We start from the raw sequence: 22,760 nt of genomic DNA on the forward strand, positions 1-22,760 counted from the left end.
TTAATTCTGATTTTCAAATTGTTAAGTTAATGTTAAACTTAATTTAATATTAATATTGAGTTAATATTAAGACTGTTGTTTTGTGCCAAAATAAAATAACAGAAAATGAAATCACGTATACTATCGCTAGTAAGTATTCTTGTACTCCTGGTCACGTTTGCGCAGGCGCAGGTTACAACGTCTAGTATTAATGGAAAGATTAAGGATAACAAAGGTATCATCCCTGGTGCAACCATCGTTATGGTACACGTTCCTACAGGAACAGTATCCAAAGGTTCGTCAAACGAATCCGGGCTTTACCGTATTGGCAACTTAAATCCTGGTGGACCATACAAAATCACCGTAACTTTTGTAGGTTATAGTCCAGTAGTAAAAGAAAACATTTATTTAACTCTTGGCTCAGACCTAAAACTTGATCTGGATCTTCAGGAGCAGGGCAATCAACTGGCCGATGTAAGTATTAAGGGCCAAAAGGGCGGAACAAAATCTGGTGCAGGTACCAGTATTGGCGAAGGTCAGATTAAAACCTTACCTACCATGAACCGCAGTTTGCAGGATGTTACCCGTGTAACGCCTCAAGGCAGTAAAGATAATACCTTTGGCGGTACTAACTTCAGGTATAACAACGTAACCATTGATGGTGCGGTTAACAACGATGCCATTGGTTTCAGTCCCTCATTGGGTGGCCAGAGCGGAAGTTCAGGCATGCCGGGAAGTAGTACACGTACCAACCCGGTTTCGCTTGATGCGATCCAGGATGTGACCGTTTTACTTTCTCCTTACGATGTTAAAGTAGGTAACTTTTTAGGTGGTAGTATTAATGCTGTTACGCGTGGTGGTACCAACGAGGTAGTAGGATCGGTTTATGGTTATGGCCGTAACGCTTCATTGATCGGTAGAAATAAAATCGGCGATAATGCAAAAGAGCCTTCTGCCTTTCACGATTATCAAACCGGTTTCCGTGTTGGTTTCCCGATTATAAAAGATAAGTTATTCTTCTTTACCAACGAGGAGATTACCCGCCGTCAGGACCCTGTTATTTTAGGTGCAGGTTCTCCGCAGGGTATTATTTCATTGTCTCAGGCCCAACAAATTTCAGATCGCATGAAAAATGCTTATGGTTTAGATGCTGGTGCTTATGGTGATTATAATATCTACTCTCAGTCTAATAAGTTTTTTAATCGATTAGATTGGAACATCAGTGAAAGTACACAGTTAACCATCAGAAACAATACCATCGTTTCAAAGGCTACTAACTTAGAAAGAGACCAGTCTAACTTCAGGTTTGGTGGTATTGATTTTAAACAGAATAACAACCAATCGTCTACCGTTGCCGATCTGAAAACCCGTTTCGGAAATTCAGCTACAAATAACCTGATTTTAGGTTACTCAACTGTACACGATTTCCGTACACCTCTTTCTGATCCTGCTATCCCACAAATTGAAATTGGCTCTAGTGGTGGTACTATTTTCCTAGGTACAGATAGAGAAGCAAGTATTTTTAATATGAAGCAAAATACTTTTGAGCTAACGGATAACTATTCATTCAGCAAAGGCATACATAATTTTACAGTAGGTACCCACAATGAATTTTATAAAATCAATTATGGTTTTGTGAATTCCTGGAACGGTAGGGTAGCTTATGATAGTGTTGATGACTTCTTAAACAACAAGCCAAAAAGGGTACGCACAAGTTTTGATTATGCTGATAATACCCGCGATAATATTATTGCGAATCCGACAGCTAAATTCAATGTTAATCTTTATAGTGCTTACGGGCAGGATGAAATGCGTTTGAGCGATAAATTTAAACTGACATTAGGTTTGCGTTTCGATATGGCTGATTTACCAACCATGCCAACTTTGAGTAGTAAAACAACTAACTCACCAGTTGATCCTAACTATGGTACAACATATACCTATACCCAACCTTCAAACATTAATAATAAGTTTTTAAATAAAGTTCAGATTTCACCAAGATTAGGTTTTAATTTCGATGCATTGGGTGATCAAAGTTTGATTATACGCGGTGGTAGTGGTTTATTTACCAGTCGTGTACCTTTTGCCTGGTTAGGTTATGCGTATTACAATAATGGTGTAAACTATGGTTCTTATGATCTTAAACCTGCAACAGGAAACAAGGTTGTGACGCAAGTACCGGGTAGCGATCCAATTAAAGATGCATTAGGTGGAAATGGCGAAGCAGGGTACGCAGCTAAACAAGGCGTAAACATTAACGATGCAAATGGCGCAACACAAGTAGATTTAGTGGATAATAATTTTAAAATGCCAAAAGCATGGAGAAGTAACCTGGGCTTTGATTTCAAAACACAGGATAACTGGAAATTTACTGTAGAGGGTATTTATAGCAAGGTTATTAAGGATGTTGCTTTTCAGCAAATTAACTATGTAGATAATCCAAAATACATGGTTTATGATACACAGCAGCAACAACCAATTTATAGTACATCTTCTGGAGCGTACGGAAATGGAAAGATTAATAACAAGTATACAAATGCTTATTTATTATCAAATACCGATCAGGGATATAAATATTCCTTAACAGGACAGGTGAGTAAATCTTTACCGTTTGGTTTAGATGTAATGGTGGCTTATACTTATGGTCAGTCAAAAGATATTGCAAATGGTATCCGGAACTCGATGGAATCTAACTGGCAGTTAAACCAGGCGCTTAACCCAAATAACCCAGGTTTGGCTTATTCTAACTTCGATATCCGCAACAGGATTATCTCTACCATCAATTATAGGTTAGATTGGGCTAAAAATGGTAAATACGTCTCTAACTTCTCTTTGTTCTTCAGTGGACAATCAGGTTCTCCTTATTCATTGGGTTTGGTGAACAGTACAATCAATGGAACCGGACAAACCGTAAGTTTAATGTATGTTCCGGCAGCTGGCGAAACACAGAAATTTTTTGCCAATACAGCAGATGGAATTGCACAGGCAGCAGCGTTTGATAGCTACGTCAATAGTGATAAATACCTAAGCAGCCGTCGTGGCAATTTTACAGAACGTAATGGCGCACGTACCCCTTGGAATGTTCAGGCTGATTTCCGTTTCTCTCAGGATATTCAGGTTGCAAAAGGAAAACATCCACACGTACTTACTTTAACTTACGATATCATTAACCTCACTAATTTGCTAAATAAAGATTGGGGTATTCAGTATTTTTCTCCTAATACATTCAACTCGATGGCTAGTATGGGTATCAAAGTTGGAACTGGGGGAACACCAACTGCTTACCCGGTTTATACTTTTGCACAAAAAGATGTAACCTCTTATTCAAAAGATTTCTTTGCCTCACGTTACCAGATGCAGTTGGGAGCGAGATATAGTTTCTAATCTTTTTTTAAACTAATATATAGCGGTCTGGCCTAAATAAGGTCAGGCCGTTTTTTATTTAGTGGTCGGTCGCCACCCTGATTTGACAGCTATCGGATCAGCATGACGCATCTTTTTTAGGTAAAACCAATTAAACCTTTACTATGCTCTGTCCGTCAAAATAAAACACAGTATAAAGCTTGAATTTATTTTTCAATTTAAAAGGTTACGTTATGAAAAGGATTGTAAATGTATTGCTCTTGTTGGTTATGGCGGTTAATTTTAGTGCATGCGTAGTAAGCGCGCGTGTACCAAGGGCACATTGGGTACGTGGGCATTATAATGTTGGCCCTTATGGTGGTCGGTATTGGGTGCCAGGACATTACCGTTAAGCAAATTATTACCATCGCCGCCATAAAAATATGACGGCGATTTGTTTTATAGCCTTGCCATAAAATGTGAACACATAATTTAAGCGATTGCTGATTTAGATTACAGGAATAGAAATGATGCATTAGGGTGCTATTAATCCCCAATTTAGCATATAAAACGAGATCACTTTACAGATCAGCGTTAAATTAAAGAAAGACGTAAAGCGTTGGGCATTACTGTTTAAACGTTTAAAGATAAAGCAGAGGTTAGTAAAGATCTGATTTTCTGGATTGAAAACATCAACACTACCCATCTTTAATGGTGCTGATGGATATTATTAAAAGTTTTCAGATAGGGTCTAAACAGCTTTTTTTAAGGGCATTAATTTTTATAAAGATGGTACAATAGATTGTAAATCTTAATTTTTAAAGGTTTGATATTCAGTTTTAAACATGTAAAACAGTCCTCCGCTGTAAAGGAAGGATTGTTTTCTTAAATAATAATTGAATTAATTTTTGCATAAATAGTTTAAAAGCGCTAATATTGCACTCCCAAAACGAGCAATGGTATTTAGCTGCAAAGTGTAAATAACCGCCGTTTTAGGAAACGACCAGTACTCCTTCTTAGCTCAGCTGGTTAGAGCATCTGACTGTTAATCAGAGGGTCGCTGGTTCGAGCCCAGCAGAGGGAGCCAAAACCCACGACGAAAGTTGTGGGTTTTTTGCGTTTAGGGCTGGGCGAGAAGTTTATCTTGAGCGCACACGAAGGGAGCCCAGCAGAGGGAGCAAAGATTTTCAAGTCTGAAAATCACATAAAAACCCCATTTCTAGCGATGGAATGGAGTTTTTTATTTTCATAACAAGAAGTTTCTTACTCCAACTTGTCTTTCAATAGCCAAATAATGTTAAGTTTTACAGGAAAAACTGTCGAATTTAACGTATGACTTTTACAAATATTTAACAAAGAAAATCCCGCGATTTAGGACTTCCGGTATCCGTAAACGCATTTTTTTTCAAGTTAAATTGGCAACAGTTGATGCAAAAATCTACTTTCACCATTACAAAAATGATGGTAAGTGCAATGTAAAGATCAGAATTTACCACAAAAACCAGCAGAGGTTCATCGAAACGACACACATTCTCTGCGACAAACAGTTAAAAAGGCATCCCGAAAACAAGCGGGAGTTCTTAGTCAAAGATCAGTTTTTTAAAACACTGATCAATTCCGAATTGGACAGCTGTAGATTGGCCATTAGCAACCTTTTAAGCGTGTTTTTGGCCAAACACAGAGTAGAAGACTCATAATCTTTTGGTCTATAAGTTTGTCAGGTTTTTCTGTTAAACTTGACGATTTTCGATGAGAAATTAATACTCATGTCAGATCTGGGTGCTATTGAATTGAGGGCCATTTGTTGACAATATTTATTAATCTGAAAGAATTGAATCTGTGATATTTGAAAAATATAGATTAATTGCCAGAAGCCTTTTTAATGATGATGGGGTAACCTAATAGACAAACATTTTCATGGAAAAGAAATCGAACAAAATGCGCTCGGCATTTTAGGAATAATACGCAGGGTAATACTTCAAAATGTTTATGCCTCTGTAAAACATTTTTAATTTTTTATATCCCGATTTTTCAACTGTTACGTCTTTATGAAATATAAACCTGAGCTTGCTTTCAACGAATTAATGGTTTAGCAGACAATCCGTAATCGATATAACCAGGCGAAAGGCGATTTAAACTACCATTCGCCAGGAAAATAAATGAAAATAAATACAATGAGACAATACAGCATACTAGCCATTTTAGTCCTCACTTTAAATCTAGCATCCGCACAGGATAAATCCTATCTGGTTCACGGAACAGTTAATGGTGCAATTAAGGATGGAAAAAAAATATATTCTTACTATGTCAACGGACAGGATGTGGTAATGGATTCTACAACGGTAGTAAATGGGGCTTACACTTTGAAAGGTACAGTTCCCGGCCAGGTCCTTCTTCATCTTGGAGGACGCAGACTTGGAGGTGATGCCAAGATATTCGTTAGTCCATCATCAAAAATTGAGGTAATCCATAACAAAACCTTAAAAGATGTGACCGCTTCAGGGTCATTATCTAATACAGAATACAATAAAGTGCGAACGGCATTGAATGTTTATTATAAGCAAATGGAGGATTTTGATGTGTTGAATATCGCCGCCAGAAAAGCTAAAGATACCGCCAGGGTTAAGTCGATACGGGCTGACAGTAAAAAGGTTTATGATAGTATGATCGAGGAGGTCTATCCAAATTACATCAAACGCAATACAAATTCCCCAATTGCGCTCGCTATGCTTGATGAATATCTGGGCGGTAGTGTAGATGCAGGCAAACTGGAACCATTATTTCTTCCGCTTTCCAAACAAATCAAGAGCACTCCGGAAGGAAAGCGATGGGCAGAAATATTGCGCAGATCAAACACGACCGCGCTGGGAAAAAAAGCACCGGATTTCGTACAAACTGATACGGCCTCTAATCCTATAAAGCTTTCATCATTTAGAGGTAAGTATGTATTAGTTGATTTCTGGGCAAGCTGGTGCGGGCCATGTAGAGCTGAAAATCCGAATGTTTTACGAGCCTACCAAAAACTTAAGGATAAAAAATTTACTGTTATTGGCGTATCGATAGACGATAATAAAAGTGCCTGGCTTAAGGCTATAAAACAAGACAGAATGCCTTGGACGCAAGTTAGCGACCTCAAGGGAAAAAAGAATGAGGCCGCAATCTTATATGGTGTAGATGCCATTCCTCAAAATTGGTTACTAGATCCAAACGGTATTGTTTTGGGAATTAATCTTCGGGGAGCGCATCTGACTGAGCAGATCGAAAAACTAATTGAAACAGCCAAGACCAAATAAGAGCAATAGAATAACATAAGAAAAAATGAATTTTTGGATAATGCGATCTCCCCTTAAGCCATTTAGTGCACATTCTTTTTCAATTTGTATATTTGGCAAAAGTATACGTCGAAAATGGCAATCAAGCCCCTTCCTAACGAAAAAGATTTGCTGCAAAGAATTGCGGAAGGGGATGACCGGGCCTTTGTTGAACTATTCCATGCTTATCATGAGCCCTTGGCGAAGTATGTGTACACACTTTTAGAGTCAGTGCAAATGTGTGAGGAGATTGTGCAAGATGTTTTCGTAAAGATTTGGGAAAACAGGGAAGCGCTCCCGAAGTTGGACAAGTTCACGTCTTATTTATTTATCCTGACAAGAAATTACACTATAAATTGCCTCAGAAAGATTATAAAGGACAGAAAGCACGGACAGTTATATGTAGATGATATTCTTCATTCGGGTGATGATACAGGCATGTTCAAGTTGGACGACGAATATCAAGATGTCCTCAATCGTGCAGTTGCACAGCTTCCGCAATCTCAACAAAAAGTACTTATGCTGAGACAGCAAGGATTAAAGACCAGAGAAATTGCTGAACAAATGGGTATATCTACCGACTCGGTCAAAAAATACCAACAATGGGCAGCCAGTTCGGTTTCTAAGTTCATCAAATCACATACCGCCTTAGGAGTTTTATTGGCTATCATCAAATATCAGCAATAATTGTTCACTCATTTTGTGCTGAATTTCGATTATAAATAAATTTCATTATTTTTTTCAAATTCTATATCCCGATTTTGAAATCTATGTGTCTTTAAAGGAGAGTGGACTTGGGTTACTTAGGTCTTCAATTAGAATAGAAAAAAAGTGGACGAAAGACTAAATTATTTATTCAGGAAGCAGTTAGCTGACGAATGCTCTACGCAAGAGCGGCAGGAATTAATCCTGTTGCTTGCCGACCAGGGCAATGATCTTCAGGCCAAGGATCTGTTAAAGGATTATTGGGAAACATTTGATGAAACAATTCACCCAAGCGTGTTCGAAAGCGGTCAAGGAGATCGGATGATAAATAATATATTAACAGATTACGTTTATACCACATCGAAACCAGTAAAAACCTTTAGCCTTTGGCCACGCATTGCAATTGCTGCCGCAGTTATGATTGTGGTTTCTATTGCAGGACTTTATTTCTATAATAATAACAAGTCTGAACAGGTTGTTTCTAATTTAGGGCAGAACATTTTTCCTGCTAATAATGGAGCTACCCTTACTTTGGCTAACGGAAAAAAAATTAACCTTTCGGGTGCAGGTAGTGGGGAACTTGCAAAAGAGGGCAGTGTTATCATAACTAAAACCGCAAATGGGAAATTGATTTATCAGGTTAGTGGGGAAACAAATCAAGCTAATTCCATAAATACGATATCTACCCCTAAAGGAGAAACTTACCAGGTGGGTTTGCCCGACGGTTCTATGGTTTGGCTTAACGCTGCTTCTTCATTAACCTATTCAGCTAAACTGGTAGTTGATGGTAAACGGAGCGTGAAACTTGATGGCGAAGCTTATTTTGAGGTAGCAAAAGATAGGCGTCATCCATTTGTGGTACAAAGTAAAGGGCAAGAAGTGGAGGTTTTGGGTACACATTTCAATATTAACTCTTATGCTGATGAGCCTAATGTGTCAACGACATTATTAGAAGGTTCCGTTCAGGTGAGCAGTGGGAAAGATCAAAAGAAAATCAAACCTGGAGAGCAAGCAACTTCTAATGGTGCAGCGATTGCAGTCGCACCAGCGAATGTAGAGCAAGTTGTAAGTTGGACAAAAGGAGATTTTCATTTAAATCATGTGAATTTCAAAACAGCAATGCGGGAAATTGCCAGATGGTATGATGTGGAGGTTATTTACGACGCCTCTGTGCCAAATGACATGGTATCTGGCGGATGGATATCAAGAGATCAACCACTTTCGGCAGTTCTGAGATCTATCGAATCCTCAGGTCTTGTTAAGTTTAAAGTGAAGGATCGAAAAATTTACGTCACGCAATAATATAGAACCAAATCAATCAACTATATCAATAACCTAAAACCAAACCAACATGAAGAAAAATCTACAAAATCAGACTTAGAAACAGAAAAAACCAGCCCTAACATTGTTAGCACTGGTTCAGCTTGGAATTAACTTATCGTTTATCACAGCATCCTTCTCCGTCGAAAGTTGGGGATGTCTGTAAAACCAACCTAAACAAATGTATAGAATTTATACTATATGTACAGCTGTTTCTAAACCTCTGTATTCAAAAATTATGCTAATTATGCGATTAACTACCGTTATACTTCTAGCATCTCTCTTACAGGTCAGTGCAGCAACATTTGGCCAGAAAGTTACGCTAAACAAAAAAAATGCCCCGTTAGAATCTGTATTACGAGAGATCAGAACTCAAACTGGTTATGACTTCTTTTACGATGCTAAAATCCTTCCTAAGGATAAAAAAATTGATGTTGCCGTAAAAGATGCGACTATCGATGAAGTACTAAGATCTATTTTAACAGGTATCCCGCTTAGTTATACGATTGATGGTACAATTATCTCCATAAAAAAGCCTGAAGAGCCTTCGTTTATAGAAAGGCTTCGTTCCAAATTTGCAGAGATTGATGTCCGGGGACGAGTTGTCGACGAAAATGGAAATCCAATGCAAGGGGCTTCAATCTCCCTCAAAATCAACCCTAGAAAAGCAGTCACAAATGAAAAAGGAGAATTCTATCTACAGGGTATTGATGAAAAAGAGATTATCATTATTGTTTTTGTAGGTTACGAACCAATTGAAGTAGCTGCTAAACGGGATATTGGAACCATCCGACTAGTTCCGTCAAATACCGAACTTTCCGGAGTAGAAGTTAAATATAATACTGGCTATCAGCAGGTGTCCAGAGATCGCAGCGCCGGATCATTTGCTAAGCCTGATTTAAAAGTGATGCTAAATAGAACAAGTACAGCCAATATCATTACGCGACTTGAAGGTTTAGTTCCCGGTTTAACTACCCGGGGGCCTGCGGGCGTATTAGTCCGTGGACAAAGTTCACTTAATGCAGGGACAGCCCCTTTGATAGTAATTGATGGGATTGAGTTCGATGGAACTATTGATCAGTTAACCAGGTTGAATGCCCAGGATGTAGAAGACATTAACATTCTTAAGGACGCTACTTCTGCTTCGATTTGGGGAGCAAAAGCAGCCAACGGGGTTATCGTAATTACCACAAAAAAAGGTAAGGCAGGTGATAAACTAAAAATCGACTATGATGGTTATTTCGCCTTTCAGGGTCGGCCAGATCTTGATTATGTTCAAAGACTAAATTCTCAGCAGTTTATCTCCGTAGCTCGCGAACTGTTTCCACAATATTATCCAACTAATAGTAGATACACCGGAGTTACTTCAGTTTTTAATAGCCTTCCCCATCTGCAGATCCAATATGATCTTGTTAGAAAAAAAATTACAAAGGGACAGGCTGATTTCAAATTGGACAGTTTAGCTAACCTGTCAAATACGAATCAGATTGCCGATCTGTTTGTTCGTGACGCGTCTTCGCTAAACCAAACAATTTCAGTTTCCGGTGGCGGCAAAGCACACACTTTTTATGGATCTTTAAATCATATCGGAACCCAAAATAATACTCCTGGCACACAGAACAATCAATATAAAATAAATTTAAACAACAATTTTGTCTTTGGTAAACGGATTACAGCTTCTGTTAATGCCGATTTAACAAATAGTGTTGTAAGAACTGGAAATACGTATAATCCAAACCGTACAATTGTTCCCTATCAAATGTTTCAGGATGCTAATGGTAATCCTTTAAACGTTAATTATTTAGGTAGTTTACCGAACGGTAACGCATTTCCAGATTCGCTCAGGACTATTTATCAATCAAGAAGCAGACTCGATTTGAATTACAACCCTGTTCTGGAGCAAGATAGAGCATATAGTACAATTAATGGCTTATATGCCAGGTTGGTAGGTAGCGTCAACGTAAATATTCTAAAAGGACTTGATTTTCAGGGCACATATGGTTACAACGTTAGTAATGTAAACACAAGAGATGTGCTCAATGAGAATAGTTACGCTATGAGGATGCAGGTAATGCAATTCACAGTGGCCGCTAATCCTACAGTAACACCAGTTTATAATATACCTGCCATTGGCGGAAGATTAAATACGTCGACAAATACCTCAAATGCATGGACATTAAGGAATCAATTGGTTTATAACCGAGATTGGAATAAACACCAGTTATCAATAATGGCCGGTCAACAGGCAACCAGTAGTACGCCAGTAAGTACTACAGCCGTGTATTATGGATGGGATGACCAACTTCAAACTTCAAGGCCGGTAGATTTGGCTAGATTGGCGGCAGGAGTTAGTGGTGCTATAGCGGGAACCGCTACACTTGCTGGAAATAATGTTGGCGGTGGAGAGGGACGGGTTGCCAGAACCACTTCTTACTTCGCTAACCTCGGTTATACTTTTGATAGAAAATATACGCTAAACGCAAGTTGGAGAATTGATGAAAGTAATTTGTTCGGAAGGGATAAATCCGCACAGAACAGACCTGTATATAGTGTCGGTGGTAAATGGGCTCTGGGTAGAGAAAATTTTATGAAGCTGGTGAATTGGTTAGATCAACTTGATTTCCGTTTAACCTATGGTATTACCGGAAATGCACCAACAGTTGGGGCTGCGGCATCTTATGATATTTTAACAGCATCAAATGATGTGAACTATGTTACGGGCGCAGGATTTTTATTGTCATCGCCAGCTAATTCCAAGCTAACCTGGGAAGGAACCAAAGTGTTCAATGCGGGGATAGATTTTGCTATATTTAAAAATAGATTGAGCGGATCTATAGAAGGCTACATTAAAAAGACGCAAGATCTGATCGGCGACCTGTCTACCTCACCATTTACTGGTTACGAATTTGTTATTGGCAACTATGGCAATCTCGAGAATAAAGGGATTGATATCGGCCTGAATTCCAATAATATCAGGACCAGGGATTTCACGTGGAGCAGTGGCTTTACCTTTAGCTATAATAAAAATAAGCTAACACAATTGCGTGGAAACGCACCTGCAACTGGTGCTGCTTTGGTGAGTACCAACAGACTTGTTGGCTATCCGTTAAATACCCGTTTTGCTTATAATTACGGGGGCTTGAATTCGGTTGGTGATCCACAGTTTATACGAGCTGATGGAAGTATGTCTGCAGCAATTAATGTTGCCACACCTGATGATATCCTTTATATGGGAACTTCGCAACCCGTTTGGTCTGGCGGCTTACAAAATAGTTTTAGATACAAATCTATTGAATTAAGCGCAAGTATTATCTACAATGGGGGTTACGTAGTACGTAGCAACGTCAATCCGACTACCAACGAACAGGTAATTGCAACCAATAACTTGCAATTAGGATTCTTAGACCGTTGGAAAGTTCCTGGCGATGAGCTCAGAACAGATATTCCCAGATATGCACCGTCTGCAGCGATTGCCAATGCCCGTAATTTAAGTTACTATATCAGCTCTCAGCAGTTTTTTTTAGATGGTGCTTACGCTAAGCTTCGAGATGTGACGCTAGCTTACAGCCTTCCTCAAACAGTGGCGAAACACATCAATGCTCAGGCAATTTCCTTTAGGATTCAAGTAAATAACATATTGCTGTGGACCGCAAATGGTCAAGGTATGGACCCGGAATTTACAGGAACCATTCGCGACGCTCAAGGTACGGTAAGTTTAGGTGCTCATATTACCTTTTAATTATTAATAAAATTGATAGATATGAAAATTTTCAAAAAATATATAATAGGGTCATTATTGCTTTTTTCGATTTTATCGCAGGTTTCCTGTAAAAAGGAATTTTTAGAAATTATACCCAAAGGGCAAACGATTGCCGTTACTACCGGAGATTATGAAAAGATCTTGAATGCTAATTTCATTGCAACCAGCTTCGAGCCCAGTGTATATAGGGGAGACGAGATGGCTGGATTAAATCCCTTTTTTAACAATTTGAGTGGAGCTGTTTTACTCCGTCAACAGCGTTTGTTTAGATATGAAGACCGGGTCTATGATAATGATCAACTACCAAATGAAATTACAAACGTAAACGGCTATATCCGCAAACTTTATCTCTTCAATAAAGTAATCAATGAAGTAATGGATTCGAAAGAGGGTACGGAAGGACAAAAGCTGGCATTATTGGCTGAAGCGAAAGTAGGCAGGGCAATTTGTAATTTCATGTTCCTTTCTGATTTTACGAAACCCTATAATGCTACAACGTCCGGTACTGATCTGGGAATTCCAAATCTAACTTCGGCAGATGTTAACCAAAAAGATTTTGAACGTGGAACTTTACAGGAAGGTTATAATCTGGTGATTAAGGATTTAACCGATGCCCTGCCTAATTTGGGAGCAATTACGCATCGTCGTAAAATTTCCAAACTAGTGGCTGAATTTTATCTTTCCAGGGTTTACATGGCCATGAACAATTACACTGCAGCTAGGCCGCATATAGATGCTGCTTTCATAGAAATTGCAAAAACAACAATTCCACTGGGGTTTTACGACTTTACAGTAGTATTAAATCCTGATAACCAGACTGCACCCGGTTCATGGTTTCCTGATAGCGGATTTGGCCTTGACAATGAGCCGCTAGCAGCTAACAATACGGAAGTAATTTATAATATAACGGCTGGATGGCGCCAGCTTTCAGCTATTGATGCATTCGTTTTTAGCCCGCAAACGGCCAGCTTGTATACTTCAACCGACCGACGGCTAAGTTTATTTACGCCTTTTCAAATATCCACGACTTCGCCTAAGCCGCTCGGGATGAGGCGAAGAGCGTCCTTTTTTGATGGAGTTAACGTGGGCCCTTCGCTTCCTGATATGTATTTAATGCGTGCTGAAATAAAAGCGAGGGCGAATGATTTAGCAGGTGCTGTGGCAGATTTGGAAGTCCTTAGAGCAAAAAGAATTGCAGGAACTGCATTCAAAGTCCCTGCAAATGTGGGATCTGATCAGCAGGCGTTGGTGCGGTTTATTTTAGATGAACGTATTAGAGAATTTGCCATTACTGGCCTTCGTTGGTTAGATATGCGTCGCTTGTCTCAGGATCCGATTTACAACAACCATGTTGATTATACGCACGAAATTTATAATGCCGATGGAACTGTGGCATCCACCTACGAGCTTAAACCAGAAAGATTTGTGTTGAAGTTTGGCGAGCGGATGCTTAATGAAAGTAATGGCCTGATAGATAATCCATAATAGTGTGCTGACGAACTGCAATCCTAATTGCGGTTCGTCTAAATTGATTAAATTTTGACTGATTAACAATATATAAATGAAATACTTCATATTAAACGCTCTACTGTTTTCTACACTTTTTGTCAGTGCACAAGAACTAGAGTTTACGGGGAAGCTTATTGGTTTGCAAAACAATACAAAAGTAATTTTGAGCGACCTGCGGTCCAGGCCATCTGGAAAAAGATTTCATGATACAGCATCGGTGAGCAACGGTGTATTTAAGTTTAAAACAGTACTACCTGGTGCCGGAACATACGCACTTCGGGTAGCACTTATAGGGCAAAACCCTGAGCATCGCAAACTATATCTCGATGGAGGGAAAGTGCAGTTACAGGGAAAGCGTGGTGAGCTAAAAAAAGCAAAAGTATCAAGTGATGCGCCTTACATGATGGATTATATCCTATTTACTGAGTTGATGGAAAGCCAGGATGTTTTTGCGAGAAAAAAATTACTTATTGATACTTCTATGATGCGTATGGCCGAAACAGGATCTTACGATGGACTTCTCAAAGCACCGGGTCTTTTAGATCGAATGATGAAGGTAGAAAAAGAAGCTAAGGCTAAAGAGACCGAGCTCGCGAAGAAATGGTTGGTAGAAAACCCAAACTCCGATATTAATGCCTATATCATAAAAACTTATTTGCGGAGTAAAATCAATGAAAGCCCAGTTAAGGAAGCTATAATCAAACTCAGTCCTGCTGCTCGCAGATCTTTTCCCGGAATAATTTTAACAAGTACATCAAAATAAAGACAAACTATGAAAGCAAAATTAGCAATTACATTAATTGTAGTTTCGTTCGCAAGTCATCTGTACGGGCAATCAAAAACAAATGCCACTGTCAAGGAAAAGTCGGACCTTTCGATAGGAGGATTAGCAATAGGAACAAAAGCGCCAGCTATTAACGCCGTAGAATGGCTATCTGAAGTTCCGGATTTCACTGGAAAGTTTGTTGTACTAGATTTCTGGGGCACAAGTTGCAAGCCTTGTATTTCTGGCTTTGCCCACGTTAACGAACTTCATCGAAAGTATAAAAACAAAGCAGTCTTTATAGCGGCCACAACAGATGAATCTGCAGAAGAAATTTATGCATTTGATGGTCCACCAGTTGAGTTTTATAGCATGATGCAAAAGCCGAGCACCTGGAAAGATTTTAATATTCAGGGCATTCCCCAGATGATTGTAATTGATCCCAAAGGAATCGTTCGATTTTCTGGAAATGGAATTGATGTGAATGATAAAATGCTTCTTGATCTTTTTGCGAAATACGGCAAGTAATAACAATTAGGAAAATGAGCCATACGAAGCTTACAATACAAGCAACTCCCACTAAAATTTTTTTAGATTCAATGAGCAATATCAGGTTTTATGGTGTGGGTTACGCAGGTTTTACAGATAGAGATTACTGTAAGTTAAAAGCTATGTTAGAATTCCCGAAACTAGAGGTAATACAACACAAACCGGAAAATAAAAACGATTAATTTAAGGTAAAAACAAATACATGAGAAAGATATTATTCTTATGGTGTATATCTATGGTATACATTTCTAATGCCCATAGCCAGATATTAGAACCTGTAAAGTGGAGCTATTCGGCTAAAAAGACGAGTGGTACAACAGCTATTATTTACATCAAGGCAACAATTGACAAGGGCTGGCATTTATATTCACAAACGCCTAGTGATGGCGGCCCCACTGCAACACAGTTTACATTTTTTACATCAAAGAGCTTTAGTAAAATTGGTAAAACAATAGAGCCAAAACCAATTACGAAGTTTGAGCCTGCATTTTTTATGGAGATAAGCTATTTTGAAAATTCCGTTATATTTCAGCAAAAGGTGATGCTATTGGCTAAAGATGTTGTAATCAAATGTAATGTAGAATTTATGGCATGTAATGACAAAAAGTGTCTTCCACCCTCGGTAAAAGAATTTCGCGTTCCCGTAAAACGCTAAACGAGTCGAAAGCAAGTCCGTCACCTTCAATTTGCTCTAACAACTGCCTATTACCGCAGTAAAGGTATTGTTGGCTCTAGACGAATCTCAAGCAAACAACAACATGAATAAGCTAAAACTGGGCCTACCCGGTGTTTTTTGTCTTATCTTCTTTAATGGATATAGTAAAGGTAACCCAGAAGCTAAAAAAATCGAGGACTAATCACCAATTGTATAAACAAAGCGATAGAAAAGATATTTGTGCTCAAGCGTTACTTATTTGATCGGTACAGCTATCCTTTTCGATGGGCCTGAAAACAATCACATGTGCCAGTTCTTTTTTATCAGCATAAGCGAACTTTACTTTCATATTGTAATATATCTTTTCATCAAGGAACTTTACCGCGTACTGCTCTCTAAGTTGTGGTCTATTGATAATACCCATCGAAAGGCCCATATATTGCTCGGCAGTCTGATCAAACTTATTATTTACTGCAATAATTTTCATTTTGCACATTAGGCGACAGGCAAAATCCTCAGAAGGAATGGCCCTGAAATATTGGTCTGTATGATAGTATAATAATCTTTCCCGTTTATATGCTGCTGGAGAAAGATAGATTGCAACCAGATGGGCGTAACTTAAAATTTCACGCTGAAATTCTGCTGTTAAGATAAAATCCTTTTTAAGCTGCGGTATGGGGCTGGAAAAAATTGAGAAGGGCAACGTTGACTTATTGTTTAATGCTTTGGTAAAGATCTGGCTCAACCAGCCTGAACTAATAGTGTCGGCATCCTGTTTAAAATTGTTGTTCATGGTTGATTAATGATTTAGAATTGGCAATGATACAGTTGGAAATGAGTGATTTTAATCAAAAAATTACGGAACTGTCAAAAATGGTGTCTCAACCATATTTATAGAAAACTGAAGTGTAGCGTTTTTACATCTAGACAGACAGACTATGGATTGTTTTTCCATTCCTCAATAAAAACCGTTACTTAGCTGCAAATGGTTTCTAATGAATATTTCCTACAAGGACAGTGGCGGTGCGTAATTCATACCATTTTTTGGACTAATTGATTGAAATTTGATTTTTTTTCGAAAATTCTAATTAAATGAGGATTGCAATATTGTATTGGTGCTATTGCAATTTCTCGGCAAAAACTGTAACAAATACGTACGGAGCAAAAGCGCAAAGATCTACAAGCATCACCAAAAAAGCATGGATATCTATCGAACGGAACTCCCCCGAAAGGAACCCGGAGATTGTCCGGATGTCTTATTGAAGACACGATGAAAATAGCTATAGTCGTTGAATCCCAATCGGTCTGCGACTTCTTTCAAGGGTAGGTTCGAATAGACCATTAGCCGCTGGGCTTCCTTGATCACTTCCCCATGTATTAAATCTGTTACGGAAAACCCTGTCACTCTTTTTACCACATCGTTGAGATAACCGGTGGTGATGTTCATTTCAGAGGCAAAATCGGATGGCTTTTTCATGACAGTATCCCGTCGTAACAGTTGCCAAAATGTTTTGGCAATTTCTTTATGCCGTGGTGAATACTCAATGAGTTCCTTGTTTTCCTTTAATTCATATACCGAGGAAATCTGATAAACATAAGCCATAAGCAATGCCTGTATGGTTTGTTTTCTAAAAATATCTGTTCTCCCTTCATGATAGACCGTATTCATAGTATCAAGCATATTTCTTATTAGTGCTGCCTGACTGGTGGACAGATTCATTGGTATCGTTTCGGACAGGAATTGGTCGAGCAATGTTCTGGCTTGTTCACTGATAAGCGCATGCTCAAAAAAGAGCACCCATCCCAGGCAATCTTTTTTTGACAATAACTGAAGTACCTGCCCCGGATAGGATAGGAACAAAGTATTTTCCTTGAGGGTCACTTTGTTGAAATCGATCAGAAATTCCATCTCTCCGTTTTCGAGCAGGATACAGAAATAATGGCCATGTCTATGCGGAAGCGAAATATCGTGTGGCGTCACTAAAGATTCTTCAGGTTCAATTTTCACGATGTTCATTCCTGAAACAGATTCGGTGACCGAATGGGTCGGAATCTTCTTGTTTTTAGCCATTTCTATCGATCTTAATTGTCTGTAACAAATGCTGATTTTGTGAATATGCAAATATACTTTATGGTACGATCTTTCCGTCAGTAATAACCCGGTCAAAGTTAGATGTTTCCATTGGGAAACCAGACGGCGAACAGTAGTGATGTCCAATGCTATAAACAGCTGTCTAAGCTCCCATTCTGTTATGCCGCCAGGCAATGTAAATGCCTGGCGGTTCGTTTCAGGGAAACATTAAATATAATGATAATTTATTGTTTCCTGTTAATGCTTTTCCCTGGTATGGATCGTTTTTTCGGTATTTACATGGCATATATTATTTAGACAATATTGACTTTAGCGTTCTATTGAACCAGTTGCTTTCTGGTATGCGGCCGCATCAATTTTATATTGAACCTTTGCTTCCAGCAGGTTACTCTTTGCCTGCTGCCAGATTGTTAGTGCTTCCAATACGTCCTTGCCTACGATCGTTCCGGCCTTGAAACGGTCGTTACTTAGTTTAAGGTTTTCCTCTGCCTGGCTTAGTGATAAATCAGAAAGTCCTATCCGTTTTACACTCTGGCCAAGTTGCAAAAATGCTTGCTGTACTTCAAGAGTAACCTGTTCTTCCCGTTCCTTTAACTGATAGCGTTGTGAGGAAACTTTGAACTGTTGCTCCTGTATTTTTTTTCTTTTTCTACCCCAGTCGAAAACAGGAATATTTATGTTAAGCATACTGTAATATGAAGCCATGAAATTATCTTTATTAGTGGGATTGATCCCGCTTTTGCCAAAGGCTGTTATCCCGTTCAATGCCAGACTCACACCAGGCCTAAGATCAGCCGCCAACATTTTTTGTTGCAGCTCTTCTGTCGATACCGACGTTTGAAGGATCTTTATTTCCGAACGATTGGTTGGCGCCTTTTGCATCGGGGAATTATCTATTACAGTATTTATTGGCGCGTCCAGGAAATCCGCAACTGTAAAACCCGTGCTGTCTGTCAATCCCGTAACCTGGGCCAGGTATAGCTTGGCCATGGTCAGGTTGTCCTCTGCACGTGAGATGTCAAGCTCGTTTGCATTTTGTTGTACCTGAGCCTGCAGTACGTCATTTTTATAGGTAGTCCCGGCAGTGAAATGGTTATTGAGGTCGGTATAAAGGGCAGCCAATTGTTTTTTAGTTTGCAGGGCGAGTTTGATCCGTTCCATGGCAGATACCACCAGCCAATAGGCTCTTTCGGTGGTGAAGAGCACCTCAGTTGTAACAAGAACTTTCTGCTCCTGCTGTATCTCTACACCATTTGCTGCAATCTCCTTGCCAAGCCTAACCTTGCCACCTGTATAGATTGGCTGAGTGATCCCCAGGCCAGAGCTTAGCCCATATTCAGGAATAATAGTATTTAATGGTTTCCCGAAATAAAAACCGGTTATCGAGCCATCCACGGAGGGCCTGCCACCAACATCCTGTTGTGCCTTTTGCGCCCTTGCAGCATTGATGTCTTCCATTGCCGCCTTGATGTTATTGTTCCTTTCCAGGGCCATCTGCCTGCAGCGTTCCAGTGTCAGAACCTGCTGCGCCCTTGTTATTTGCGGGAGTACGAAGCCGATAAACAGCAGGGGCATATAGGCTAATATTTTCTTTATCTTGAATTTCATTTTATTATTTTTAATGATGTGCCGGTTTATACTGTATGTGTTCATCTGCATCAGGTTGTCCATCTTCTTCGTGTGCCTTTACCGGTTTGATGAATTTATAATAAAGCACCGGAACAATGAAAAGCGTCATGACCATAGAAACGATCACACCGACAGCCAGCACACTGCCAAGTGGTGCCCACATTGGTGATTGGCTTGCGATCATCGGTATAAGGCCAATGGCAGCAGCAGAAGAGGTAAGGAAGATTGGGCGCATTCTTCTTTTTGCAGCAGATAAGGCAGCGGCCTTTATTGTATAACCATGTTCAAGTATGAGCTCATCTGTATAATCCACCAGAATAATACCGTTGCGGACCACGATACCCATCAGGCTGATGATTCCCATGAATGCAAAGAAGCCCATAGAGTTGCCCGTTAGATACAGTCCCAGCATGGCACCCAAAAGACTCAGCGGAAAGGTGGAAAGTACGATTAGTACTTTGCCCATGCTCTTGAACTGGAATAATAGCACCAGAAAGATCATGATCAGACTGATCATAAGGGAGGTACCCATATCAGGTCCACTCTCCTGGGAGGCTTCGTCTTCTCCACCATAACTGATCCTGATGCCTTCGGGCAGCTTCAATTTGTCTATTTGAGGACGTATTGACGCGATAATGGCACTGGCCTTTACACCCATCTGTGATTCTGAGGAAACAGTAAGGGTACGCAGCCCATTTCGGTGAGCAATAGCACCGGTGTGCCAGGATGGCTGAAGGTCAACTACCTCTTTCAGTGGTATCTTGGTATTGTATCTGGAGGTGAGGCTCAACTGTTCCAGAGAGCCAAAGTCCGATCTGTTGCTGGCATCCAGTCGCAGTAGTATATCTACAGGTTTGTCTCCTTCCCATAATCTGGATACCGGGTAACCGTTTATTTCGGCACCCAGGGTTTGGGTAATCAGCGCCTTACTGATGCCGAGCCTGCTAGCCTGGTCTTCCTTGATGCGCGCATTGATACCGAAATAGTCACGTTGGTAATCTGTCCTGATCCAGTTTGTACCCTTAGCGTTGGATAGGATGGCCTTGACCTGAAGTGCAACTTTTTTCTGGTCGGCCAAATCCTCACCGATGATACGTATCTCGACTGGTGCCGGCTGTTCTTTGATCGATAACTGGCGTACGCGCACATAACCATTCGGCAGGAAGTTCCCGAATTTCCTGAGATATTCTTTGATCATCTCTTCAGTTGCATCTTCACTTACCGTATTGATGAAGATCTGCGCATAGTTTTCTCTGGCTGGTTCCGGTGCATAGGTCGAATAGAAACGCGGCGAGGATGTGCCAATAAAACTTGCGGTCGTCACGATACGTTTATCCCCCTTTATAGCAGCCTCAACCTTTTGGACCGCTTTCTCCGTTTCAAGGACACTGGTTCCATTCTGCATCCATAATTCGAGGTTGAACTGGTTCCTTTCTACGATGGGAAAGAACTCGGTTTGTACATGTCCACCGATAAAGAAAGCAAGGAAGACTGAAAGAACCCCTGCTGTCAGCGTACTTTTTGGCCAGTACATACAGAATTCCACGGCCTTGTTATATCCGTCTTGTAAACGATCCAGTATATTCTTTTTTAAAGGACGTTCACTCATCTTGTGTTTGAGCCCCTTCTTCAAAAAGATATAACACAGGTAAGGAGTCAGGAAAATTGCCACCAAAAATGACGCGGTTAGTGCTACACCGATGGCAACAGGCAGTGCCTGGATGAATTCTTTCGACATGCCATGCAGGCAGATCGCTAGCGGGGCAAAGGCAAAGATAATGGCCGCCGTGGCTGTAAATACGGGCACCATTAACTGGGTAGCACTTTGCCAGGCAGCTGTCCATGAAGCTACACCCTCATCAAGCTTTTCGATATAATTATCTACAATAACGATGGCATCGTCTACAACCATACCCAGTACAATAATTAATGCTGCAAGCGTAACCTGGTGTAGTTCAATGCCGATTATGTTAAGCACAGCAAATGTAATCGCTATAGAAACAGGTGCCGCAATGGCAGAGATCGCGGCAACACGTAGTGGCAGCAGCAGCATTACAACCAATATCACGGATAGGATGGCGATGCCAAACTCCAACATGAAATGGCCAAGGCGCTCTTTGACCACCGTAGGCTGGTCCACAATTGTCTTTACACTGACATCACCAGGAAGGTTGCTTCTTATTTCAGCGACCTTTTGCTCCAGTTGCTTCCCCAGTTCCACGATGTTGCTTCCAGGCTGCATTTCCACAGTCAGCATCATCACATCGTTGTTGCCAACTTTGATCTTGTTTTTGAGTTCCTCATAACGGCGTTCGATCCTGGCTACATCTTTTAGCCTTACCACGATTCCCGCAGGTGTACTGTATATGATCTGGTCGCCGATAGCAGTTTCGTTTTTGAAACGACTGCCTGCAAAAATAGGTATCTTGCTCGCTTCCAGGGTAAGGTCGCCAGTAACCTGGGTCACATTTTGCGCCTGTAAAACCGTTGCTATAGTATGCAGGTCAAAACCATACTGCCGTAACTTTTCATCCTGTACCGTGATGTATATCTGTTGCCGCTGTCCGCCATAACGTTTGATCTTGGACACTGCCGGTATCGTTTTGATACCATCCTCCAACCGGTCAAGATATTTTTCAATATCGGCATAAGAGCGCCCTGGGGCAGTGACGGTTATCATCTGGGCGACCACATCTCCAAAATCACTGTTGACTATGGGACCAAGTACCCCCTCGGGTAGTACGCCCCTCATATTCATGTTGAGGCCATGCTGCAAGGTACTCCAGAACTTTTTAGTGTCTTTTACATTGTCGTTCAACTCCGCGGTAATGATCACCTGACCTTCCTTCGTTTCAGACTTGGTCTTACTTTTTCTGATTTCCTCGAAACTAAAAAGATATTGCTCTATTTTGTTGGTCACTTCTTTCTCCATCTGGATCTCATCTGCTCCAGGGTAGGCAGCTATGACAAGCGCTTGCCGGACAGTAATCCTGGGATCTTCGCTACGGGGCATGGTAAATAGGGCAATGACACCTGCCATAACCAGTATTGCTGTTATTGCTAACGTTATCTGAGGATAACGCATAGCCGCCTCGATAACATTTATTCTTCTTTTCTTCATTTTAATGAGCTACAATTGATGTGAA

Annotated in this window: 15 protein-coding genes and 1 tRNA gene; 12 read left to right on the forward strand and 4 right to left on the reverse strand. The window is 40.2% G+C overall.

Annotated elements, in window-relative coordinates:
• Positions 1-105 precede the first annotated feature (105 nt).
• The 12 genes from BCL90_RS22905 (at position 106) to BCL90_RS22960 (ending at position 15,893) form a co-directional block, all read left to right on the forward strand.
• The gene (locus BCL90_RS22905; RefSeq protein WP_121287635.1) at positions 106-3,363 is read left to right on the forward strand and encodes a TonB-dependent receptor; all 3,258 of its coding nucleotides are present in this window, start codon (positions 106-108) and stop codon (positions 3,361-3,363) included.
• Positions 3,364-3,575: 212 nt separating this feature from the next.
• On the forward strand, positions 3,576-3,734 hold the full coding sequence (locus BCL90_RS25830; RefSeq protein WP_166792248.1) for a hypothetical protein: 159 nt from the start codon (positions 3,576-3,578) through the stop codon (positions 3,732-3,734).
• 597 nt (positions 3,735-4,331) lie between these two features.
• A tRNA-Asn gene (locus BCL90_RS22910) sits at positions 4,332-4,408 on the forward strand.
• A 1,087-nt stretch (positions 4,409-5,495) separates the two neighbouring features.
• Positions 5,496-6,614 carry a TlpA disulfide reductase family protein gene (locus BCL90_RS22920; RefSeq protein ID WP_166792249.1) on the forward strand — a complete coding sequence of 373 codons (1,119 nt, stop codon included), beginning with the start codon at positions 5,496-5,498 and terminating at the stop codon, positions 6,612-6,614.
• Positions 6,615-6,728: 114 nt separating this feature from the next.
• Complete coding sequence (locus BCL90_RS22925; RefSeq protein ID WP_121287638.1) at positions 6,729-7,319, forward strand: RNA polymerase sigma factor; 591 nt, start codon at positions 6,729-6,731, stop codon at positions 7,317-7,319.
• 144 nt (positions 7,320-7,463) lie between these two features.
• Positions 7,464-8,639 carry a FecR family protein gene (locus tag BCL90_RS22930; protein WP_121287639.1) on the forward strand — a complete coding sequence of 392 codons (1,176 nt, stop codon included), beginning with the start codon at positions 7,464-7,466 and terminating at the stop codon, positions 8,637-8,639.
• A 265-nt stretch (positions 8,640-8,904) separates the two neighbouring features.
• Entirely contained in the window at positions 8,905-12,396 is a 3,492-nt protein-coding gene (locus BCL90_RS22935) for a SusC/RagA family TonB-linked outer membrane protein (protein ID WP_166792250.1), read from the forward strand.
• Between the two features lie 21 nt (positions 12,397-12,417).
• Complete coding sequence (locus BCL90_RS22940; protein ID WP_121287641.1) at positions 12,418-13,902, forward strand: RagB/SusD family nutrient uptake outer membrane protein; 1,485 nt, start codon at positions 12,418-12,420, stop codon at positions 13,900-13,902.
• A gap of 76 nt (positions 13,903-13,978) precedes the next feature.
• The gene (locus BCL90_RS22945; RefSeq protein WP_121287642.1) at positions 13,979-14,689 is read left to right on the forward strand and encodes a DUF4369 domain-containing protein; all 711 of its coding nucleotides are present in this window, start codon (positions 13,979-13,981) and stop codon (positions 14,687-14,689) included.
• 9 nt (positions 14,690-14,698) lie between these two features.
• Complete coding sequence (locus BCL90_RS22950; protein ID WP_121287643.1) at positions 14,699-15,217, forward strand: TlpA family protein disulfide reductase; 519 nt, start codon at positions 14,699-14,701, stop codon at positions 15,215-15,217.
• A gap of 71 nt (positions 15,218-15,288) precedes the next feature.
• Positions 15,289-15,420 (forward strand): hypothetical protein, encoded by a 132-nt coding sequence (locus BCL90_RS26125; protein ID WP_262707555.1) that lies wholly within the window; start codon positions 15,289-15,291, stop codon positions 15,418-15,420.
• Between the two features lie 20 nt (positions 15,421-15,440).
• Positions 15,441-15,893, forward strand: a complete 453-nt coding sequence (locus BCL90_RS22960; protein WP_121287645.1) for a protein-disulfide reductase DsbD domain-containing protein — start codon at positions 15,441-15,443, stop codon at positions 15,891-15,893.
• A gap of 244 nt (positions 15,894-16,137) precedes the next feature.
• Here BCL90_RS22960 and BCL90_RS22965 read toward each other — a convergent pair whose 3' ends face one another.
• From BCL90_RS22965 to BCL90_RS22980, 4 genes are all read right to left on the reverse strand, one after another.
• Positions 16,138-16,686, reverse strand: a complete 549-nt coding sequence (locus tag BCL90_RS22965) for a hypothetical protein (protein ID WP_121287646.1) — start codon at positions 16,684-16,686, stop codon at positions 16,138-16,140.
• Between the two features lie 414 nt (positions 16,687-17,100).
• On the reverse strand, positions 17,101-17,964 hold the full coding sequence (locus BCL90_RS22970; protein WP_121287647.1) for a helix-turn-helix domain-containing protein: 864 nt from the start codon (positions 17,962-17,964) through the stop codon (positions 17,101-17,103).
• Positions 17,965-18,294: 330 nt separating this feature from the next.
• On the reverse strand, positions 18,295-19,593 hold the full coding sequence (locus BCL90_RS22975; RefSeq protein ID WP_166792251.1) for a TolC family protein: 1,299 nt from the start codon (positions 19,591-19,593) through the stop codon (positions 18,295-18,297).
• Positions 19,594-19,603: 10 nt separating this feature from the next.
• Positions 19,604-22,735, reverse strand: coding sequence for an efflux RND transporter permease subunit (locus BCL90_RS22980; RefSeq protein ID WP_208529914.1), 3,132 nt, complete (start codon positions 22,733-22,735; stop codon positions 19,604-19,606).
• Positions 22,736-22,760 lie beyond the last annotated feature (25 nt).

Origin of the sequence: Pedobacter alluvionis (genome assembly GCF_003664035.1) — a bacterium.
GTDB classification, from domain to species: domain Bacteria; phylum Bacteroidota; class Bacteroidia; order Sphingobacteriales; family Sphingobacteriaceae; genus Pedobacter; species Pedobacter alluvionis.